This is a genomic window from Pandoraea sp. 64-18 (assembly GCF_001899225.1).
GTDB lineage: Bacteria > Pseudomonadota > Gammaproteobacteria > Burkholderiales > Burkholderiaceae > Pandoraea > Pandoraea cepalis.
Map to the genome: position 1 here is coordinate 126,911 of NZ_MKVU01000013.1, position 21,092 is coordinate 148,002.

At 63.1% G+C, this 21,092-nt stretch carries 16 protein-coding genes; 9 read left to right on the plus strand and 7 right to left on the minus strand.

The genetic code is table 11. The features are described 5' to 3' along the window. Nucleotides 1–35: 35 nt before the first annotated feature. The 4 genes from BGP02_RS11510 to BGP02_RS11525 all read right to left on the minus strand — a co-directional run bounded on the left by BGP02_RS11510 (nucleotide 36) and on the right by BGP02_RS11525 (nucleotide 4,730). A complete protein-coding gene (locus BGP02_RS11510; protein ID WP_017234377.1) occupies nucleotides 36–770 on the minus strand; it encodes an anti-sigma factor in 735 nt (244 codons plus the stop codon). Further along, on the minus strand, nucleotides 767–1,384 hold the full coding sequence (locus BGP02_RS11515; protein ID WP_026132027.1) for a sigma-70 family RNA polymerase sigma factor: 618 nt from the start codon (nucleotides 1,382–1,384) through the stop codon (nucleotides 767–769). Before BGP02_RS11515 ends, BGP02_RS11510 begins: the two co-directional genes overlap by 4 nt. Nucleotides 1,385–1,590: 206 nt before the next feature. Further along, nucleotides 1,591–4,143, minus strand: a complete 2,553-nt coding sequence (locus BGP02_RS11520) for a cation-translocating P-type ATPase (RefSeq protein WP_502688478.1) — start codon at nucleotides 4,141–4,143, stop codon at nucleotides 1,591–1,593. 41 nt (nucleotides 4,144–4,184) lie between these two features. Further along, nucleotides 4,185–4,730 (minus strand): carboxypeptidase-like regulatory domain-containing protein, encoded by a 546-nt coding sequence (locus BGP02_RS11525; protein WP_232424638.1) that lies wholly within the window; start codon nucleotides 4,728–4,730, stop codon nucleotides 4,185–4,187. A 265-nt stretch (nucleotides 4,731–4,995) separates the two neighbouring features. Between BGP02_RS11525 and BGP02_RS11530 the strand changes: the two genes are divergently transcribed. Next, nucleotides 4,996–5,475 (plus strand): hypothetical protein, encoded by a 480-nt coding sequence (locus BGP02_RS11530; RefSeq protein WP_286798531.1) that lies wholly within the window; start codon nucleotides 4,996–4,998, stop codon nucleotides 5,473–5,475. Nucleotides 5,476–5,531: 56 nt separating this feature from the next. Here the strand turns inward: BGP02_RS11530 and BGP02_RS11535 are convergent, their stop codons facing one another. Beyond that, nucleotides 5,532–6,380, minus strand: coding sequence for a class I SAM-dependent methyltransferase (locus tag BGP02_RS11535; protein WP_017234382.1), 849 nt, complete (start codon nucleotides 6,378–6,380; stop codon nucleotides 5,532–5,534). Nucleotides 6,381–6,764: 384 nt separating this feature from the next. Further along, entirely contained in the window at nucleotides 6,765–7,772 is a 1,008-nt protein-coding gene (locus BGP02_RS11545; protein ID WP_286798532.1) for an XdhC family protein, read from the minus strand. Between the two features lie 382 nt (nucleotides 7,773–8,154). Here BGP02_RS11545 and BGP02_RS11550 point away from each other — a divergent pair, with 382 nt between their 5' ends. The 3 genes from BGP02_RS11550 to BGP02_RS11560 all read left to right on the plus strand — a co-directional run bounded on the left by BGP02_RS11550 (nucleotide 8,155) and on the right by BGP02_RS11560 (nucleotide 13,014). Next, nucleotides 8,155–9,930, plus strand: a complete 1,776-nt coding sequence (locus BGP02_RS11550) for a GMC family oxidoreductase N-terminal domain-containing protein (RefSeq protein WP_051060215.1) — start codon at nucleotides 8,155–8,157, stop codon at nucleotides 9,928–9,930. 114 nt (nucleotides 9,931–10,044) lie between these two features. Continuing rightward, on the plus strand, nucleotides 10,045–11,400 hold the full coding sequence (locus tag BGP02_RS11555; protein ID WP_017234385.1) for an MFS transporter: 1,356 nt from the start codon (nucleotides 10,045–10,047) through the stop codon (nucleotides 11,398–11,400). Between the two features lie 156 nt (nucleotides 11,401–11,556). After that, entirely contained in the window at nucleotides 11,557–13,014 is a 1,458-nt protein-coding gene (locus BGP02_RS11560; RefSeq protein ID WP_017234386.1) for an aldehyde dehydrogenase family protein, read from the plus strand. An 80-nt stretch (nucleotides 13,015–13,094) separates the two neighbouring features. Here BGP02_RS11560 and BGP02_RS11565 read toward each other — a convergent pair whose 3' ends face one another. Beyond that, nucleotides 13,095–13,784, minus strand: coding sequence for a TetR/AcrR family transcriptional regulator (locus BGP02_RS11565; RefSeq protein WP_017234387.1), 690 nt, complete (start codon nucleotides 13,782–13,784; stop codon nucleotides 13,095–13,097). Between the two features lie 126 nt (nucleotides 13,785–13,910). Between BGP02_RS11565 and BGP02_RS11570 the strand changes: the two genes are divergently transcribed. The 5 genes from BGP02_RS11570 to BGP02_RS11590 all read left to right on the plus strand — a co-directional run bounded on the left by BGP02_RS11570 (nucleotide 13,911) and on the right by BGP02_RS11590 (nucleotide 21,074). Further along, complete coding sequence (locus BGP02_RS11570; RefSeq protein ID WP_039830428.1) at nucleotides 13,911–14,702, plus strand: sterol desaturase family protein; 792 nt, start codon at nucleotides 13,911–13,913, stop codon at nucleotides 14,700–14,702. A 438-nt stretch (nucleotides 14,703–15,140) separates the two neighbouring features. Further along, complete coding sequence (locus tag BGP02_RS11575; protein WP_286798533.1) at nucleotides 15,141–18,185, plus strand: xanthine dehydrogenase family protein molybdopterin-binding subunit; 3,045 nt, start codon at nucleotides 15,141–15,143, stop codon at nucleotides 18,183–18,185. After that, nucleotides 18,182–19,000 carry an FAD binding domain-containing protein gene (locus BGP02_RS11580; protein WP_017234390.1) on the plus strand — a complete coding sequence of 273 codons (819 nt, stop codon included), beginning with the start codon at nucleotides 18,182–18,184 and terminating at the stop codon, nucleotides 18,998–19,000. Before BGP02_RS11575 ends, BGP02_RS11580 begins: the two co-directional genes overlap by 4 nt. Further along, the gene (locus BGP02_RS11585; protein ID WP_017234391.1) at nucleotides 18,997–19,509 is read left to right on the plus strand and encodes a (2Fe-2S)-binding protein; all 513 of its coding nucleotides are present in this window, start codon (nucleotides 18,997–18,999) and stop codon (nucleotides 19,507–19,509) included. Before BGP02_RS11580 ends, BGP02_RS11585 begins: the two co-directional genes overlap by 4 nt. An 11-nt stretch (nucleotides 19,510–19,520) precedes the next feature. Continuing rightward, nucleotides 19,521–21,074 (plus strand): AMP-binding protein, encoded by a 1,554-nt coding sequence (locus BGP02_RS11590; protein WP_017234392.1) that lies wholly within the window; start codon nucleotides 19,521–19,523, stop codon nucleotides 21,072–21,074. The last annotated feature ends 18 nt before the right edge of the window (nucleotides 21,075–21,092 follow it).

Sequence of the window (21,092 nt, forward strand, 5' to 3'; positions counted from 1 at the left end):
TCAGATGACACGATGGCGGAGGCGCGCCAGGGCGCTCAGGCGGGTCGGATGGCGCCGGTCGCGACCACGGGGCCGGTCGGTTGGCCGGTGGGAGAGCCGCCCGGCGGTTCGACGGACACCGCGAGTACGGCGTTGCTGTCCATCTGCGCGAGGATTTGCGGCGACAGGGACATCGACGCGGGTTGATCCGAAGCAAATACGCCTAGCGGAATGGGTTTGGCGTTCCGCGGGATCAGCCACAGCTCGGTGGCGCGGCCGGCGGCAATGACGGGCTTCACGACCGGTACCACGACCATGCTCGACCGGCGCCTGTCGACCGTTGCGGTCCAGTGAGCGACGCCATCCTGGCGGGCGATCGTCGACACCATATAGGCATTGGCCGTCACGGCGGGCGGACTGCGCGAGGGCATCAGCGTCACGACGTTCACGGCAAGCAGCGCCAGCGCCGCGAGGCTTGCGCCGAGCCCCACCCATCGCCAGAGGCGCAAGTTGTCCCACCAGGTGGCCGGTCGCGGGCGGGCCGTGCGCGGGGCGTCCGGCACGGCGCCAAGATCGCGCTGGATGCGTTGCCACACGCGCGGCGGGGGGGCGATGGGCTCGACGTCTTCGGCCAGTCGCGCGATGCGCGATTGCCACTGGTGCAGGGTTGCCTGAATCAGCGGATTCGCGTCGGCGGCCTGCTCGAGTTCGCGCCGTTCGGCGGCACTCAGCACGCCGAGGGCATATTCGGCGCAACGCAGCTCGTCGTCTTGGTTGGCGGGCGTATTCATTGCTCGAGGCACACTTTCAGTTGCATTAGGCTGCGGCGAATCCAGCTTTTCATCGTGCCAAGCGGCACGCTAAGGCGCGCCGCGAGTTCGCTGTACGAGGCGCCAGTAAAGAACGCCTCGCGCACCACGCCACGTTGTTGCGGCTCGAGGCGTTGCAGGCATTGCTCCAGGCGTTGCCGTTCCTCGGACGCTTCGGCAAGTGCGGCGGGCGACGGGTCATCCGATGGGATGGCAAGGGCATCGGCATCGTCGAGGGCGGCCTCACGGTGCTCGCGCAGTCGGTCGATGGTTCGGTTGCGGGCCAACGTGATCAGCCATGTCATGGCGTTGCCGCGCTCGGGATCGAAGCCGCCGGCGCGTCGCCAGACGCTGACGAACACCTCCTGAAGCAGGTCCTCGGCTTCCGCCTTGTCGCGCACCATTCGCAGGATCACGCCGAACAAACGTGCCGATGTCATCTGATAGACGGCGGCAAAAGCTTCGCGGTCTTCCTGCCCCACGGCCGATAGTGCTCGGTTCAATGCGTCGCGCCATGCCATGTCGGCACTGGGGTCGTGCTGGCGCTGCGAGGGGGATGGACGTGCTCGATTGGCACTTCTGGGCATGTCGTTCATGCGGACGTAGCCTTCGTGTGGGCCATAGCATTGACGTTCCGCGCAATATAGCACCTTCGGTGCGAAATGGCGCGTTGTGTCCGGCATGAGAAGGCGAGGATTCGGCATGGCGTGCTGACTGACGATGAGCGTGTTGAGTCATACGTATCAGGCACGCGTCCGGATGCGCGGCATCGGTGTATTCTCGGTTCCCCTTTGGCTCGCGTTCAGGGAGTGAGCAGTGCTACAAGTCCAAACAGTCGTGCCAGGGGCGGTACGGACATCAGCAGTATTAGCGCGCCCCCGGTCAGGCCCAACACCCGCCAGAGATAGGGGTTTCGGGGCTGTCCGCGATCGGGACGCTTCGTACGCAGTACCCGCTGGACCACGAAGATCAGCGCGACATTGACCACGACCAGCAGTTCGAATGCCAATGTGCGGGCCAAGGGGATCGGGTCGGCGTCGGCGCTGACATAGCGCAGCAGTCCCGCGTAGACCCCGAGGACCAGCACGCCGGCCAGTGCGCCCACGGAGGCCACTCGCAGGAAGGCGCGGGACGATAGGAGTCGTGCCCCGGCGCACCGGGGAGGGGTCGTCATCAGGTGAGCGGCTTCCGGTTCGTTCTCGAATACGATCGAGCAGACCGGATCGATCACGAGTTGCAGGAAGACGATGTGGACCGGCGCGAGCATGGGCGGCAAGCCGACCAGAATCGGCACCACGGCTGCCGCGACCATGGGAACATGCACCGCGATGGTATAGCTGATCGCGAGAACGAGATTGGCGTAGATGCGTCGCCCGAGTCGGATGGCCGACACGATCGGGGCGAAGTTGTCGCGCAGCAGGACCAGCGCGGAGACTTCGCGAGCGACTTCCGCGCCGCGCAATCCCATCGCAATGCCAATGTGGGCCGCCTTCAGGGCCGGTGCGTCGTTCACCCCGTCGCCCGTCATCGCCACCACTTCGCCGTTGTCTCGCAGCGCATTCACCAGGCGAAGCTTTTGCTCGGGGCGGATGCGGGCGAAGGTCTCGACGTCCTTGACCGCGTCGTGCACTTGCGCGTCGGTCATGGCCGCCAGGGCCTGCCCAGTCACGATCCGTCGGCAGTCGATACCGACCTCGGTCGCGATCGCTTGCGCCGTCGACGGATAGTCGCCGGTCACCATGACCACGCGAATGCCTGCGGCATGGCATTGCGCGATCGCCTGTGCGACTTCCGGCCGGACCGGGTCGGACAGACCGACCAGCCCCAGGAACTCGAACGCGAAGTCGTGCTGATCCTTCGGCCACTCGGGGTGCGAATGCGAGGCCTTCGCCACCCCCAGCACCCGCAATCCGCCCGACGCCATGGCCGCCGCCTGATCCAGGACCGCCTGGGTTGCCGTCTCGTCCAGATGGCAGAGCGCACAGACGGCTTCCGGTGCCCCCTTGCAGGCCACCGAATGATGGGTGGGTTCCGGGGTGCGCCACGCGTGGGACATTGCTGGCACCTCGGGCGTCAGCGCGTACTCGTGCACCAACGACCAATCCGTGTGCAAACGTCCGGTGCCCGCGAGGCCCAGGCGTCCGGTCTCGTGGAACGCCCGCTCCATCGGGTCGATGGGTTCGATTTCGCTGGCGAGCACGAGGTATTCGATCAACTCGTGAAAGGCGGTGTCGATCCGTGGCGTCGAGGGATCCACGTCAAATCGTCTGCCATGGGCGACGAGCGCGCTCACCGACATGCGATTCTGGGTCAGCGTGCCCGTCTTGTCGACGCACAGCACCGACGTTTGACCGAGTGTCTCGATCGCGCTCATCCGGCGCGTGAGCACGCCCTCTTTGGCGATGCGGCGTGCGCCCAAGGCGAAGAACACCGTGAGGATGACCGGAATCTCTTCGGGCAGGAGGCCCATCGCCAGCGTAATCCCGGCGAGTATGCCGGGAAGCCATTCGCCAACGCGCCAACGGTACGTGAGCGTGAGGAGAACGACCGTGGCGATGGCGACGGCGGCAAAGCGATTGACGAAGGTTCTCGTCTCGATTTGCAGCGGGGAGAGCGCTTCCGAGATGCCGCTCAGCGACTTGCCGATGCGACCGAGCGTCGTATTCGGTCCGGTGGCGGTCACGACCATGCGGGCTTGCCCTTGTACCACCATGGACCCGAAAAATAGCTGGCTGTCGGCGGCCTCGCCCTGTTCGATCGATTGGCGGGAGCGGGCATCGAGCGGGGTGACGGCCTTGCTGACGGCAACGGATTCCCCCGTCAGCAATGACTCGTCCACACTGAGTTCGTGGAGTTCAACGGCAAGGCCGTCTGCGGGCACGCGGTTGCCTTCATCGACGAAAACGATGTCGCCGGGGACCAGTTCCGAGGCGGAGACCAGTTGACGGCTGCCGTCGCGAAGCACCTTGGCGCGCGGTGCCGACAGTTCGCGAAGCGAGTCGAGCACCTGGGCGGTGCGATGGCTCTGATAGACGGTGAGAAGGACAATCGCCGTAACGAAGGCAAGCAGCGTCAGCGCTTCGGCGCGATCTCCGAGAATGAGATAGACGGCGCTTGCCGCGAGCAACAGCAGGAACATCGGCTCGCGCAGCACTTCCCATAACGTGATCCACCAGGTGCGGCGTGCCGCGTAGTCCACGACGTTCCAGCCGAACCGAGCGCGCTGGGCCAGCACCTCGGCGCTCGATAGGCCGTGTTCGGCGTCGGGCGGCCGGATCGGGGCGGCCTCGGGTGCGCTGGCGATGTCACAGGATCCACTGGAAGCGGATGTGGATGTGGATGGCGTTGCGCACATGCGTGTCGGCGCTTGGACGTCTCGCGGCGTGGCAATGCGGCTCACCGGCGATGGGGTCTTGGGCACTGCTTGCAGAGATGCAGCACGGCTGGCGCGTCCGGATCGTCCCAGGAGAAATGGAGGTCGACGGCGCCGCGCTTGGGGACACGGATATTCCTGGATTCCGATCTGGCGGGGGTGTGCACAGAGACGCGATAGTCGCCCGCCGGCATCCGGACAAAGAGGAACGGTCCCTCGGTTCGCACCGCCAGGACGTGTCGCCCGGCCCCTGCGGTGATAGTGACATCGACGTCGGAGAGATAGCTTCCCGACGTCGACGTGAACGTCATCCGGAGGTTGTACTGGGGCGCTGCGGCGCGAAACACCTGGACTTCGTCCTCGCCAATGCCGCCCGTGATGTACGAGACGCCACTTTCCGATTCCGGTTGTGGTGTCGATGCTGCCAGCGCGACGCCAATCATGCATAGCCATGCGAAAAGTGGCACAAACAGCGAAACGCGGGCGCTTCTCGACATCACAATTCTCCCCATATCGGTCTCGTTTCCAGAATGGCCGGTGGCGCTCGTTTGCGTGTTGATCGATGTCAAGGAGCCGCTTGCGATGTCATCGCATTGGGCGCACCGTTTGCCGTGCGTCCATCGACACGCGCGCGTGCCGCGCTGCCGGCCGGCGGCAACGCTTGATGCGCACCGACGTCGTTGGCGCGGCACGGCCGACGCGATCAAAGGTTTGACCTGCCTCAAGGCACGCCTTGGGGCGTCGCCTACCCTGAACATGCACGATTGGCCCGGCATTCGCGCGGTTTGTACACGCGTTGGTGCTGTCAGGATTTAGGTTCAGGAGATTGATGAGATGGAAAAGAGAACCATGAAGCGCGCGTTATCGATCGCGTCGTCAGCGGTTTTGATAATCACTGCGATCCCGGCGCTTGCGCAACCGAAGGATGACGACTGGGGGTGCGGGCGGGGATATGGGCCGGGCATGATGGGCGGCGGTTATGGCTACGGGCCGGGCATGATGGGCGGCGGTTATGGCTACGGGCCGGGCATGATGGAGGGCCCTGGCGGCTGCGGGCCGTGCTGGGGGCCTGGCGCCGCGGGCGGGGGCGGGCCGGGGGCCCAGCGTGAAGATCTCAAGTTGAGCGTTGATCAGGTCCGAAAGAACATGGACGGGTGGCTCAAGCGCATGGGCAACGCGCGCCTCAAACTCGGCAAGGTGGTCGAGCGAGATGCCGACACCATCACTGCCGATGTGGTGACGGCGGAGAAGGATGTCGTCGTTCAGCGCTACGAAGTCAACCGGCACTCCGGGTTCGTTCGACCGGCGCGTTGAGAGGAGGGCGCGTGGCGCGTTGTTGTTCGCGCTTCGCGCACCTCAGATCGTAGGGACTACTCCGCTGACACTGGTGCTGGCGAGGTAAAGAAACGTTCGCGCATTTCTTCCAGCCCGAGCGAAGCGAGCACCTCGTCCAGGCGTTCGGCGGGGCGGCGGCGCGGCAGGTTCTTGTATTGCGCGATGATCAGCTCGTTTTTCATTGAGTGTTCCCAGCCCACCAGTTCGGTCACGCTGACGTGGTAGCCGTGGGCCTCCAGCTGCAGGCAGCGCAGCACGTTCGTGATCTGGCTTCCGAATTCACGCGTATGCAGCGGGTGGCGCCAGATTTCCGTGAGTGGATTGCCCGCCAGTTGTTTGCCTTTGTTTTTGCGCAGCACGCCCGCGATTTCGGCCTGGCAACAGGGCACGAGCACAATATGACGCGCTTGCTTGGCCAGCGCGAAGCGAATCGCGTCGTCGGTGGCGGTATTGCAGGCATGCAGCGCGGTGACGACATCTACCGTCGGCGGCAGTGCCGGCGAGGTGATGGAGTCCGCCACGGACAGGTTCAGGAACGACATTCCCGTAAAACCCAACCGCTCGGCGAGCGCTTGCGAGGTTTTGACCAGTTCCTCACGGGTTTCGATGCCGTAGATATGCGAGTCGTCCGCGAGTGCCTTGAAGAACAGGTCATAGAGGATGAAACCCAGGTACGACTTGCCGGCTCCGTGATCGACGAGCGTTACGCGCCCGCGCTCGGTCTTGATTTCCTGGAGCAGCGGCTCGATGAACTGGAACAGATGATAGACCTGCTTGAGCTTGCGCCGGCTGTCCTGGTTCATCTTGCCGTCGCGCGTGAGGATGTGGAGTTCCTTGAGCAGCTCGATAGACTGGCCGGGGCGGACTTCGTGGGTATTTGACATGAGCAGGCTAGGTAAACATCGGGCGGTGGTCCGTCCCGTCAATACCGGCAGTTTACCGAAAAGACTCGCTGACGCGCGGAATCGCCCTGCTGAACATGATCGGCGGCCGTGCTCACGTCTGGTCGGGTGGAGCGACCGTATCCATCGCGCGCATACGCCCAGCCACGGCGGCCGATGGCATTGCACAGGCGCTGCGGCCAGTCTCCCCCACATCGAAATCGAGCAGAGCCCTTCATGCAGGAACACGATCAGCCTGGCGTTCGTTCCGGCGCGATCCATGGTGTTCCCAACTGATGATCAGGTCCGTGCAGGGCGACGGTGACCATTTGCGAGTGAGACACCGTCATGCGCACCGCTGGAATTTCAAACTATGCTTGACCTTGCTCAAGCTGCACATCCCTCAGGCGAGGCGAGACGATGCGCGTGCCGCGTCTCATGGGTTTGCAGCACTGGCACGCCATTGCGTATGGCGGTCATCTCCGCAAGGATTGCGATCGCGATTTCAGGTGGCGTGCGCGCACCGAGGTGCATGCCGACCGGGCCATGCAGTCGCGCGATTTCCGCCTCGCTGATATCGAACAGTGCCAGTCGCTCGCGCCGCTTCTCGTTATTCGCCCGTGAGCCGATAGCGCCGACATAGAAGGCCGGTGATATCAGTGCCTCGAGCAATGCCATGTCGTCCAGCTTGGGATCGTGGGTTAGCGTCAGGACTGCGCTTCGGGCATCGAGCTGCAGTCGGAGAAGCAGATCGTCCGGCATCTCGCGCGACAACTCGACGCCTTCCACATCCCATTCATCCAGGTACTCTTCGCGCGGATCGCACACGACGACCTGATAGTCCAGGCTCTTCGCCATCGCGGCCACATAGCGCGACACCTGTGCGGCGCCTACGATGATCAGGCGGTAGCGCGGGCCATGCACTGCCGTGAGGCAATGCTCGTCGAATCGGAGGGCGGGGACTTGCGCACCCGGCGTGAGTGATACAACGCCGGTGTCCAGGTTCAGCTTGCGCGTCACCAGCTCTTGCCTTTGCAGCACCTGAAGCAGTTCCGGCAGCCGCGACTGAGCGCAAACCGGTTCCAGTACGAACTGCAGGGTTCCACCACATGGCAATCCAAAGCGATGGGCTTCGTCGGCACTCAGGCCGTATGTGAGTACACGTGGTTTCCGGTCGCGGTACTCGCCGGTGCTTATCTTCTGTATCAGGTCGTCTTCGATGCAGCCGCCCGAGATCGACCCTTTAACATGCCCGTCCTCGCGGATGGTCATCAAGGAGCCTACGCGCCGCGGTGCCGAGCCCCACGTGCGAACAACGGTGGCAAGCAGCGTGTAGGCCCCTGACTCAGACCACTGCACTGCGGTCTTCAAGACTTCCAGATCAATGTTGTCCATGATTTTCGTGTATGCCAGATGGTTCAGTCCCATCGAATGATGGAGAGGATGGGCATTGAAGGGCAAAGGGATCGATTCGTCGGAATGAATGCATGGGCGCCTTCAGTGGCTTTGCGTCGCGACCTGCATTTCTTTGTATCAGTCATAATGATAGTTTAAATCAGTAAACATTATTTGAAGCGATGACGTGATCAGTCTAATCTTTGCCAAACGTAAGGACAAGATGTGCCGTGAATGCCCAAAAAGCGCTGCAGCAGGAAGAACGCAGTCCGGTTCCAGGCAAAAGGCACACGTCGAAGAACAAGTTGTACCTGGCCGGAAGGCAAGTCGCTGCATGTCGCCGCGAATTGCGGCACCCGTTGGCGATAGTCGAGATGCGGCAATGCCCCGAGGCCATGCGCATCGACGAATCAGGAGACATTCTGTGCAAAACGTGCGTGAGCGATTCGATTACGTGATCATCGGCGGTGGATCGGCGGGCTGTGTACTCGCGCATCGACTGTCCGCGAATCGCGAGCTGCGAGTCGCCCTCATCGAGGCGGGTTCCGACACGCCGCCTGGTGCCATACCGGCGGAAATCCTCGACAGTTACCCAATGCCCGTATTCTGCGGGGACCGCTATATCTGGCCGGAGCTTAAAGCCAAGGCGACCGCAGCCTCACCGCTCAAGGTCTATGAACAGGGCAAGGTGATGGGCGGCGGATCGAGCATCAATGTCCAGGCTGCCAACCGCGGCTTGCCCCGCGATTACGATGACTGGGCCGAGCAGGGCGCCTCCGGCTGGGCATGGAAGGATGTCCTGCCTTACTTTCGCAAGCTCGAGCGTGATGCGGATTACGGTGGCTCTGCGCTGCACGGTGCCGATGGGCCGGTTGCCATCCGCCGCATCAAGCCGGATGCCTGGCCGCGCTTCTGTCACGCGTTTGCGGAAGGCTTGCAGCGCAACGGTCTACCAATGCTTGAGGACCAGAACGCGGAATTCGGCGATGGCATGTTTCCCGCTGCGTTTTCCAATCTCGACGACAAGCGTGTTTCAACCGCGGTTGCCTACCTCGATGCGGCGACGCGCGCGCGGACCAATCTCCGTATTTACTCGAATACGACAGTCGAACGCCTCATCGTCACCGGCCAGCGCGCGCATGGCGTGGTGGCGATGAGCGCGGGCGGCGAGCGCCTGCAGATCGATGCCGCGGAGGTCATCGTGTCGGCCGGCGCCCTGCAATCGCCGGCCTTGTTGTTACGCGCCGGTATCGGCGCCGGCAGCGAGTTGCAAGCGCTGGGCATTCCGGTTGTCGCCGACCGGCCGGGCGTGGGCCGCAACCTGCAGGACCATCCCTCGCTGACCTTCTGCCACTTCCTGGACCCTGAATTTCGCATGCCGCTCTCGCGACGCCGCGCGAGCATGACCGCAGCGCGCTTTTCCTCCGGCCTGGACGGGTGTGATAACGCCGACATGTATCTGTCGAGTGCCACGCGCGCAGCATGGCATGCGCTGGGCAATCGGCTTGGCCTGTTCTTCCTGTGGTGCAACCGGCCATTCTCGCGCGGGCGAGTGCAGCTCACTTCCGCTGACCCTTTTACGCCACCGCGCGTCGATTTGAATCTGCTGGACGACGAGCGCGACGCAAGGCGCATGGCCATCGGCGTGCGCAGGGTCGCGCAGATCGTGCAGCAGACGGCATTGCACCGCCATCCCGACGATTTCTTCCCTGCAGCGTTTTCGCCGCGGGTCAAGGCACTTAGCCGCTTTAGTGCCGGCAATGCCGCGTTGACCAAGGTGTTGGGCCTGGCTCTCGACACACCGGCGCCGCTGCGCCGATGGATCATCGACACATTCGTCACCGGCGGCATTCGCATGTCGGCGCTGCTGGCGGACGACAAGGAGCTCGATGCTTTCATCCGCAAGTATGTATTCGGCGTCTGGCATGCCAGCGGCACTTGCCGCATGGGGCCGGCCAGCGATCGCATGGCGGTAACCAATCAGGAAGGGCTGGTGCACGACGTGGCGAACCTGCGCGTGGTCGATGCTTCCCTGATGCCCAAGCTGCCGTCGGCGAATACCAATATCCCGACCATCATGATGGCGGAAAAAATTGCCGACGCGATCTTGGCGCGGCGCAAGGCGCCTCCCGGCGTCCTCGTTAGCAGTGAGGCGTAGGTCGACAACGCGAATTGCACACGTCTTCCCAGGAACGATTCATTTGGTTTGATTTGATTTGACCACATGCGCCGCATTTGCCACGCGCGCTTACAAAAACACAAGGAGACAATCATGGCTGTAGCAACAAACGATGCGGCACTCGCTCAACCGGTCAGCAACAAACAGGTATTAGGCGCCGTACTGGCCTCCTGCGTCGGCTGGTCGCTCGACCTCTTCGACCTTTTTATCCTGCTCTTCGTGGCACCGATCATCGGCCGCCTTTTCTTTCCGTCGGAACATGCGATGCTGTCGCTGGCCGCGGTCTATGCCTCATTCGGCGTCACCCTTCTGATGCGCCCGCTGGGTTCCGCGCTGTTCGGTTCGTACGCTGACCAGCATGGCCGCAAGCGTGCCATGATTTTTGCGATGGTCGGCGTTGGCGTTTCAACCGCATTGTTCGGGGCGCTGCCAACCGTACATCAAGTCGGCTTCATTGCGCCGGTCATCTTCCTGGCTCTGCGCTTGGTGCAAGGGATATTCGTCGGTGGCGTGGTCGCTTCGACGCACACGATCGGTACGGAATCGGTGGCGCCAAAGTGGCGCGGTGCCTGCTCCGGACTTATCGGTGGTGGCGGTGCCGGCTTGGGGGCGTTGCTCGCGTCGGGAGTGTATTACCTTCTGTCGTGGATCTTCCCTGGCGCGGCCTTCGATGAATGGGGCTGGCGCTGCATGTTCTTCTCCGGCCTGATCAGCGCCATCCTGGGCATCTTCGTCTTCAACAACCTGGAAGAATCCCCGCTCTTCAAGAAGCTGCAGGCAGCCAAAGCGACCAAGGCGGCGCAGGCCAAGTCGTCCCGCTCGCCGGTGCGCGCGCTGTTCTCGGCAGACTACCGTTCCATTCTGTTCGTCAACCTGCTGCTGACGATCGGCGGCGGCAGTGGTTACTACCTGACCTCCGGCTTCCTGCCGACCTACCTGAAGGTCGTGAACCATACGCCCGGCGAAACCGCTGGGGCCATTCTGATGCTGGCAAGCGTAAGCGTGATCGTTGCCTCGGTCCTGACCGGACACCTCAGCAACTTGATCGGCCGCAAGAAGACCTTCCTCGTCGTCGGCGTTGCCCGTCTGATTCTGTTGCCGATGCTCGCATTGAAGATGCCCGGCATCTCCGATATCACCACGCTGACCTGCTATGTCGTCCTGTTCAGCATGCTGGGCAGCAGCGGTTATGCGCCGGTCCTGATCTTCCTGAACGAACGCTTCCCGACGGCCATCCGCGCCACGGGTACCGGTCTGTCCTGGAACATCGGCTTCGCCATCGGCGGCATCATGCCGACCTTCGTGTCGCTGGCTTCGCCGGCACCGACGAGCCTGCCGACGACCCTCGCATTCTTCCTCGCGGGCATCAGCGTGATCTACCTGATTGGGGCGCTGATCGTTCCGGAGACACAGGGCAATCTCGACAAGCCGTCCAATGACGCAGTTTAAGTAGTGGCTAGTGGTAGTGGTTAGTGGCGCGGCCCTGCGGACAAGCGGGACCGCCGCTTCCCAACCTTGTTATGAAAATGCGCAGGACGTGCGCAAAGTCATCCGTCATCCGATGGCGATGCCGACCGCACTCGCCGCAATGCATCGAAAATCAACATGACCGAGCTCGCAGCACTGAATCTGATCAATGGCCAATGGCAGGGCGCGCTGAGCGGCGCCACTGGAGAAAGCCGCAATCCGGCGAACGGCAGCCTTTTGGGCACCTTCGCGCAGAGCAATCGCGAAGATGCCAGGATCGCGATTGCCGCAGCGAAGCAAGCGTTCGAGACCTCGCTGTGGCCGCATGATGCGCGCCTGCGCCAGAACGTCCTGCTGCAATGGGCTGATCGTCTGGAACGGCACCCTGAGCTGGCCGGTCTGCTGACGCAGGAAAACGGGAAGATCGTGGCCCAGTCACGAGGAGAATTGGCGGGCGCGATTTCCGAGATCCGCTACTACGCCGGCCTGACCCGGCACATTCCTGGTCACTTCATGGAAGTCGAGCCGGGCGCCTACACCGCCACACTACGTGAACCCGCCGGCGTCGCCGGCCTGATCATTCCGTGGAACGCGCCTATCGTGCTGTTGATCCGCTCGCTCGCTCCGGCCCTGGCCGCAGGTTGCACGGTAGTCATCAAGCCGGCGGCACAGACCACGCAGATCACCGCGCAGGTGCTGCGGCAGCTGGCGGCGGTCGAGGCCTTGCCGCGTGGCGTGGTGAATCTCGTCTCCGAAGGCGGCAGTGAAGTGGCGCAGGAGCTGGTGGCATCGGAAGACGTCGACGTACTCAGCTTCACCGGTTCGAATGCGACCGGCCAGCGCATCATGGCTGCCGCCGCGCCGACCATGAAGAAACTCTCTCTGGAGCTCGGCGGCAAGTCCTGCTGTCTGGTGTTTCCGGACACTACCGAAAACTTCGCCACGGTCGCCACGCGCATCGCGGCAGCAGCGACGGTGATCTCCGGCCAGCAATGCACCGCCGCGCGCCGCGTGCTGGTGCATGCCTCTTGCTACGACGAGATGAAGCGCGAGCTGAAGATGGCGCTCGAAGCCATCGTGGTGGCGCCGGGAGATACGCCAGGCGCCGGCATGGGGCCGTTGATCGACGCGAGTGCCGCCGCAGCGGTAGACCGCGCGGCCCAGCAGGCCATGGATACCTGTGATGAAGTGGTCCTGCGCGGCGGTCGTCCCGGCGGCAAGCTGGCCAACGGCCACTTCCTGACGCCGACCCTGGTCGCGCACGCCGACACCAGCGCCTCCTTCGTGCAGGAAGAGATCTTTGGCCCCTTCCTGGTGCTGGAGAAGTTCGAGGACGAGAAGGAAGCGGTGGCGCGCGCCAATCACACGGTGTACGGCCTCTCGGCCAGCGTCTGGACCGCCGACGGCGACCGCGGCATGCGCCTGGCGCGTGCACTGCGCAACGGCACGGTCTGGATCAACGACCACAACCGGCTGTTCGCGGAAGCTGAGACAGGCGGTTATCGCCGCAGCGGCATCGGCCGCCTGCATGGCTACGAGGGCCTGTTCGACTTCCTCGAGACCAAGCACATCTTCCGCCGTTCGGGCGTGATGTAAGCGGATGTAGGGCGCGCCTCCGCCCTCGAGGTTCTACTTGCCAGAAACGGCCAGGTCGCGCGGCTCGACCTGGCCGATTTTCATGCGCTGTCGCGCTCGTCCAGCAGTTCCAGCGTCGATGCCGAGGGCGTGCATTCCAGCATGGCCTGGAAAGTGTCGATGATGTTGTCGAGCGTGTAGGGCACGCTCCAGAAGCGGCTCGACGTCCGTCCCTCGTCGCGTGCCGCTTCCTTGGCGGCAAAGATGGCCGTGGCATAGGTAGCGACCAGCGACATTCGCTGCTCCACCAGTGCCGGCGGGATGTGGCCGAGCAGCGCGCGGAAGTGCTCCAGGCATTGCCGGTAGCCAGCGTTCCAGCGGTTACCGATGTGGGTCTTGATCAGCGCACGGTGCGTCATCTGTACGTTGGACAGGAAGCGCAGATAAGTGCTGCCCTCGGCACTCTCCGCCATCTGATCCACTGGACGGATGAAGGCTTGCAGCACATCGCGCACGTTGCGCGGTCCGCCGGCAGCCGCCATTTCGTTAAGCATGGCTTGCCGAAAGGCATCGATCTGCTTGGCGCCGTCCACCAGCAATTCGCCGATCAGGCCTTCCGTCGAACCGAAGTGATATTGCACCGAGGCCTTGTTCCGTTGCTCGGCGGCCTCGACGATGTCCTTGATCGCAACACCGTGAATGCCATGCAGCGCAAACAGCCGTTGCGCTACCGCCTTTATCCGGGTGCGGGTCTCGTTGCCATCCGATCTTTGTGTTTTTGGAGTTGACATCTGAATTTAAGTATGTAGACTTAACTAAGTCAATTGACTTAATTGTGCCATCGTCATTCTATGGCACAAGTTGCCCGACAAAAATTTCGGGCTGGACCAGCGCTTGGAGACAGGAAGGTATTGATGATGAACCGCGAAGAAGAAATCGTCGCGCGCTCGCGCGCATTCCGGCAGGATTATGTGCAAAACACGCCGAGCTGGTACCGGGGCGAAATGCACCTTGGTTTCACCCTTGTGTTCACCCTCTCGGTGATCGTATATTGCGCGACCCACCTGCACAACGTGAGCTGGCAGGAATGGGCGTACGTCGTCGTGCCCATGTTCTTGTTCGGCAATTGGGCGGAGTGGGCCGCCCACCGCTACCTGCTGCACAGCCCGAAGAGCGTGCTCAAGTCCGCCTACAAGCGCCATGTCGCTACCCATCATCAGTTCTTCTCGCACAAGACCTTGGAATATAACGGCCAGAAAGAGTGGCGCGCGCTGCTGTTCCCGCCGTTCGCGCCAATCCTGTTCGTTTTCGCCGCGCTGCCTCCTGCGCTGCTGGTCGGCAATCTCTGGACGGCCAACGCCGGCTATATTGCCATGCTGGCCATGGCTTCGTACTTCCTGATGTATGAAGGGCTGCATACCGCGTCTCACCTGGATCATCCGATCCTTGACCACATTCCGCTGATTAACACCGTGCGCCGCATGCATGTTCTGCATCACAATCCGGACTTCATGCATGACCGCAACTTCAACCTGACGTTTCCGATCTGTGACGCGTTGTTCGGCACCAGCGACCTGAACAAGGGGGTAGTCGCTACCTTGTTCAATGGCATGTCCGACGACGCCCGCAAGCCGGAAGACAAGGAAAAGCTCGCCGCCCAGCAATTGGACCGCGAGGCGAGGGCGCAGGCCAAGCGCCGGGCTGCCTGAGCACGGGTCGCGGCATGTCAATCGGAGATACTGACTCAATATCCCTTGCAATGAAAAGATAACGAAAAGCGCCCGCCCGGCTTAGCCGGGCGGGCGCTTTTTTACGTGGTTCCGTCCTATTTCGCCCCCTCTTGCGGAAACGTCAGGAAAGAAATCCTGAAAAGCCCGATGCGTGAATCTTGTCATCATAAATACTGATGAATTGAATCATTAAAGATTATTTGATGTGATGATATTCGGTGCTTATACTCGGAACGATTAAATCGAATACGCCGGCCCGCATGCCGATATCAGGCAGTGCGCGAGCGCTGCACAGCGTTCAGCGCCCGCGTGCGGAGTACGAATGGAGACGCCGATGACCCAATTATTTCGCCACGCCATCTATGGCTGGCGCGCTTGCGCGGTCCCGTCGCGCACCGCCGTTACGAGGCTAGCACCATGGAAATGAAAGTCGCTCAACCTCGGGTAGCGTCGCCACAGGCCGAGCCGCATGTCGGCCGCCCGCAGCGCCGGATCGAAGACGCGTCACTTCTGATCGGCCGCGGTCAGTATGGCGACGATGTCGGTGTGAAACCTGGCACCTTGTTCGCCGCCATCGTGCGCTCACCGCATGCGCATGCCGTCCTGAAGCACGTCGACACCAGCCACGCCGAGCGCGCCCCGGGCGTGCGTGCCGTGCTGACCGGCAACGATATCCGCGATTGGTCAAAGCCTTTTGTCGTCGGCGTGAAGGCGCCGATGGAGATGTGGGCGCTGGCGACGGATCGCGTGCGCTATGTCGGCGATCCCGTTGCCGTAGTGATCGCGGAGTCGCGCTACCTTGCCGAGGACGGCGCCGATCTGGTTGCCGTGGACTACGAGCCATTGCCGCCGATGGTCAGTGTCGAAGACGCCATCGGCCCAAATGCGACGATTCTGCACGAAGGCGTGGGTTCGAACGTGGTGAGCGATCGCAGTTTCCGTTACGGCGATCCCGAAACCGCGTTCGCCAACGCCGCGCACTGCATTGAAATCGCTACCGAATACCCGCGCAACTCCTGCACGCCGATTGAGGGGGCTGTTGTGGTTGCGGAATATCTTTCCGCCGAAGAAGGCTTCGACGTCAGTTCCAATTTCATGGGGCCGTTCTCGCTGCACACCGTGATGGCCATGGCGCTGCGGGTGCCCGGCACCAAGCTACGCCATCGCACCTTCCGCGATTCGGGCGGAAGTTTCGGCGTCAAGCATGCTGTGTTCCAGTACGTGGTCCTGATGTGCCTCGCCGCCCGCAAGGCCGGTGCTCCGGTGAAATGGGTGGAAGACCGCCTTGAACACTTGGTGGGTCTCACATCCGCCACCGGCCGCGTGTCCAATCTCAAGGCGGCGGTAGAAGCCGATGGCCGCATTACCGCGCTCGCGTACGACCAGTTCGACGACTGCGGGGGCTATCTGCGTGCGCCGGAACCGGCAACTTTCTACCGTATGCACGGCTGCCTCACCGGCGCTTATGCGATCCCCAACCTGCTCGTGCGCAACCGCGTGGTGCTGACTAACAAGACGCCCGCCGGCCTGGTGCGCGGCTTCGGTGGCCCGCAGGTCTACTTTCAGCTCGAACGCCTGATGCAGCGCATTTCGCGCACGCTCGGCATTGACGAACCCGAACTCTATCGTCGCAATTTCATCCCCGCCGACGCCTTTCCGTACCGTGCCGCTGCCGGCGCGCTGATCGACTCCGGCAACTACCAGTTGGCGCTCGAACTTGCCTCGCGCGAGGGCGGGCTGGAAGCGCTTTATGCCAAGCGTGCGGCAGCGCGCGCCGAAGGTCGGCTCTACGGCATTGGCTTCGCTGCCATCGTGGAACCTTCCATCTCCAACATGGGCTACATCTCCACCGTGCTGCCCAAGGAAGCACGGGCGAAAGCCGGTCCGAAGAATGGTGCCATCGCCGCCGCAAGTGTCAGCATCGATCCGCTTGGCGGTATCAACGTGGTGATCGCCTCGGCACCGGCAGGGCAGGGCCATCGCACCGTCTGCACGCAGGTTGCGGCTGATGTGTTCGGCATCCATCCCGATGAAGTCGCCGTCAACGTCGAATTCGATACGCAAAAGGATGCCTGGTCGGTCGCGGCGGGTAACTATTCCAGCCGCTTTGCCGGTGCCGTCGCTGGAACCGTGCACCTCGCCTGCTGCAAGCTGCGGGACAAGCTGGCCCAGATCGCCGCGCCGCAGCTCGGATGCACGCCGCAAGATGTCGTGTTTGCCGGCGGCAAGGTCTACGCGACGCAGAATCCCGAGAAACAACTTGTGTTCTCGCGCATGGCTGCCAGCCCGCACTGGGCGCCCGGCCTACTGCCCGAAGGCGTCGAGCCGGGTCTGCGGGAAACCGCGTTCTGGACTGGCGAATCGCTACAGGCACCCGACGAACAGGATCGCATCAATACCTCGGCCGCGTACGGCTTTGCCTTGGACATCTGCGCCGTGGAAGTAGACCGCCACACCGGCCGGGTGCGTATCGACAAGTACATCACGACCCACGACGCCGGCAAGATCCTGAATCCGGCGCTGGCCGACGGCCAGATTCGCGGCGCGTTCGCCCAAGGGGTGGGCGCGGCGCTAATGGAGGAGTTCCGCTATGGCGAGGACGGCAGCTTCCAATCTGGCACCTTTGCGGACTACCTGGTGCCGACCACCTGCGAGATCCCCGAACCGACCATCATTCACATCGAGACGCCGTCGCCCTTCACGCCGCTCGGTGCCAAAGGCCTGGGCGAGGGCAACAACATGAGTACGCCGGCATGCATCGGCAATGCCGTCGCGGATGCGCTCGGCGTGGACGATGTCACGCTGCCACTCACGCCCGCAAAGATCATGGAGCTGATCGGCATTGACGAACCGCCGCCGAGCAAACAGGTGCAGCAGCAGATCCAGCAAGAGCAGGGCGCACTCGCCGACACAGGCGCTGAGGCGAAGCGCGGCAAGGGCGGCAAGTCGCTCGCCGCCAAGGGCGAAGTTGTGCTGTCCGCCCCGCCCGAAGCCGTGTTCCGCGTGTTGCTCGATCCGGTGGCGCTGGCCAAAGTCATCCCGGGCTGCAATGCGCTCGAACCTGTGGGCGAGAACCGCTATCGCGCCGACGTCACGCTTGGCATCGGCATGATCAAGGCGCGCTATACCGCCGAGGTCGCGCTGTCCGAACTGCAGCCGCCGCACAGCCTGCGCCTGGCCGGCTCCGGTCTGTCGTCGGTCGGCAGCGCGCGCGGCAGCGGCCTCGTGATGCTCGAGCCCAAGGATGGCGGCACGCGGGTGCGTTACGACTACGCCGCCGAAGTCTCGGGCAAGGTCGCTGCGGTCGGCAGCCGCATGCTTGAAGGCGCGGCCAAGATGGTCCTCAACCAGTTGTTCGAACAACTCGGGCGTGAAGCTGGCGGCACTGGGGCGCAGGCTGCAACGACAACCAAGCCCTCGTTCCTCGCCCGTCTGCTCGCTTTCTTCGGAATCGGTAAATGAAGCCTCAAGCATTTGACTATGTTCGCGCCGACGGCGTCGCCGAAGCTGTCGAACTGCTCGGCAGCAGCGGCGAAGATGCGCGCATCCTCGCCGGCGGCCAGTCGCTGATGGCGGTGCTCAACCTGCGTCTGGCCCAGCCCAGCGTGCTGATCGACGTATCGCACACGGTAGACCTGAACTATGTGCGTCCTGACAACGGCTATCTGGCGATCGGTGCGGCCGCAACGCAGGGCAGCGTGGAATGGCGCAAGACGCTGACGCAGGAAGTGCCGCTGCTGGCGCAGGCCTTTCCCCATATCTCGCATTTTCAGATCCGTAATCGCGGCACGGTCTGCGGTTCGGTGGCACATGCCGACCCGAGCGCGGAACTGCCGCTGGCTCTGGTGGCGCTCGGCGGTCAGGTGGTGTTGCGTAATCGCAAGGGCCGTCGCGTGTTGGCGGCGGAGGACTTCTTCCTAGGCATGCTGATGACCGCACGCGCACCTGACGAGTTGGTGGAGGAGGTGCGCTATCCGCTGGCTGATGGACGCTTTCGCTATGCCTTCGACGAATTCTCTCTGCGTCACGGCGACTTTGCCATCGTCTCGGTGGCGTCCGTGGTCGGTCCGAACAGCATCCGCCTCGCCGTCGGTGGTGTGTCCGACCGTCCTCGCGCGAAGACCTGGGAGCGGTTGCAGGGTGCGGATCTCGAAAGCGCGATCAACGATTTCGCGTGGGAACTCGGCGCACGTGACGATCATCACGCTTCGGCGAAATTCCGGCGCCAGCTCGTGCGCCACCTGGGTAACGCCGTCATCCAAAAGGCACTGTCATGAAAAAGCATGAAAAGGGCAGTACCGTGAAAATCTGCCTCACCTTGAATGGCCGCGAACGCACCGGAAGTTGCGAGCCGCGCATGCTGCTGTCCGACTTCCTGCGCGAAGCACTCGGCGCAACGGGCACCCACGTCGGCTGCGAACATGGCGTCTGCGGCGCCTGCACCGTGCAGCTCGACGGCGTCGCGGCGCGTTCCTGCCTCACGCTCGCCGTCCAGGCCGACGGCCGCCGCGTCGATACGGTCGAAGGACTCAACGGCGGTGGTGATGGGCTGTCGGACCTGCAGGAGGCCTTCCGTCGCAATCACGCGCTGCAATGCGGCTTCTGCACCGCCGGCATCATGATGTCGTGCCAGGACTATCTGCAGCGCAAGCCCGACCCGACGGAAGCCGAAGTGCGCGACATGCTTTCCGGACACCTGTGCCGCTGCACCGGCTACACCAATATCGTCAAGGCTGTGCTCGAGACGGCTGCATCCCGCCGTGCCCGCGCCGCAGACCAAAAATAAAGGGGACATCAATGCTGGATCTTGGACGCACATTTTTGCAAAGTGTCGAACGCAGTCCGAATGCGCTGGCCATCGTCGACGGGCAGCAGCGACTGACGTATGCACAGTGGTATGAGGTCATACAGCGCACTGCCGCGGGCCTGCGCGAGCTTGGCTTCCAGCGCGGCGATCATCTCCTGGTGGTACTGCAAAACCGTATCGAGATGGCGACCCTGCACTGGGCCTGCCAGTTCCTGGGCGTGGTCGCCACGCCGCTGAACTGGCGCGCGAAGCCGGAGGAGGTGGACTATTGCGCGACCGACGCCGACGCGAAGGCCGTGGTTTTCGAAGCCGTGAGCGCGGCCGCCGTTGCCGAGAGTCCGGTGGCCCAGAAGCTGACGCGCATCGCCGTCAACGGCGCCGAAGGCGGCACCATGGCATTCGGCAAGCTACAGGAGCGCGCTCCCGAGCAGCCCATCCTGCAGGCCGAGAGCGACGACATCTCGCTGATGCTCTACACCTCCGGCACGACCGGCAGGCCCAAGGGGGTACCGCGCCGACACCGGCATGAGCGCGCCGCGGCCCTGGCCCATGTGGCACAAAACTTGTATCGCCGTGGTGAGCGCACCCTGGGCGTGATGCCGCTGTACCACACCATGGGCGTACGCTCGCTGTTGGCCATGGCGCTCATCGACGGCCTGTTCGTCTGCGTGCCGAAGTTCGACCCTGTCGCCGCATTGCGCTACATCGCCGAGGAACGCATCACCTGCCTTTATCTCGTGCCGACGCTGTATCACGACATGCTGGCCCAGCGCGAGAAGCATCCGTCGGACGTTTCGTCCGTCACCAAGCTGGGCTTTGCCGGTGCGCCCATGCATGATGCCTTGCTGCAGCGACTGAACGACACTTTCAAGCCGGAGCTGTTCGTCAACCACTACGGCTCCTCAGAGGTCTATACCTTCGCCATTGACCAGGAGGCCATGCGCAAACCCGGAAGCGCTGGCCGTGCTGGCATCAATACCCGCATCCGCGTCGTCAAGCTCAATGCCACGTCGCCCGACGATGTCGCTGCACCGAACGAAGAAGGGGAGGTCATTGCAGACCTCGCCGGCGACGAGGCCTTCGAGCGGTACTGGAACCGTCCGGATGCCAACGCGAAAGCGATTCGTCAGGGCTGGTATTTCACCGGTGACACCGGCTACATCGACAACGACGGCGACCTGTTTGTCAGCGGCCGCGTGGACGACATGATCATCAGCGGCGGCGAGAACATTTCACCGGTGGATATCGAATCGGTGCTGTCGCTGCATCCGAAGGTCGATGAAGTCGTTGTGGCTGGCCTCAAGGACGAGCGTTGGGGCCAGCGCGTGGTGGCCTTCATCAAGTGCAAGGAAGTTATCGACCCGACCGAGCTGGATGCGCACTGCAAGCAATCCGACCTGCTGAACTTCAAGCGCCCGCGCGAATACGTCTTCGTGCGCGAGATTCCGAAGTCGCCGGTCGGCAAGGTGCTGCGCCGCAAACTCGTCGCCGGCGAATATGAAGGCGTCGTACCGCCGGCCGACGCAACAACGAACACCAAGTAAGAGAAGAGGAGGCATTGA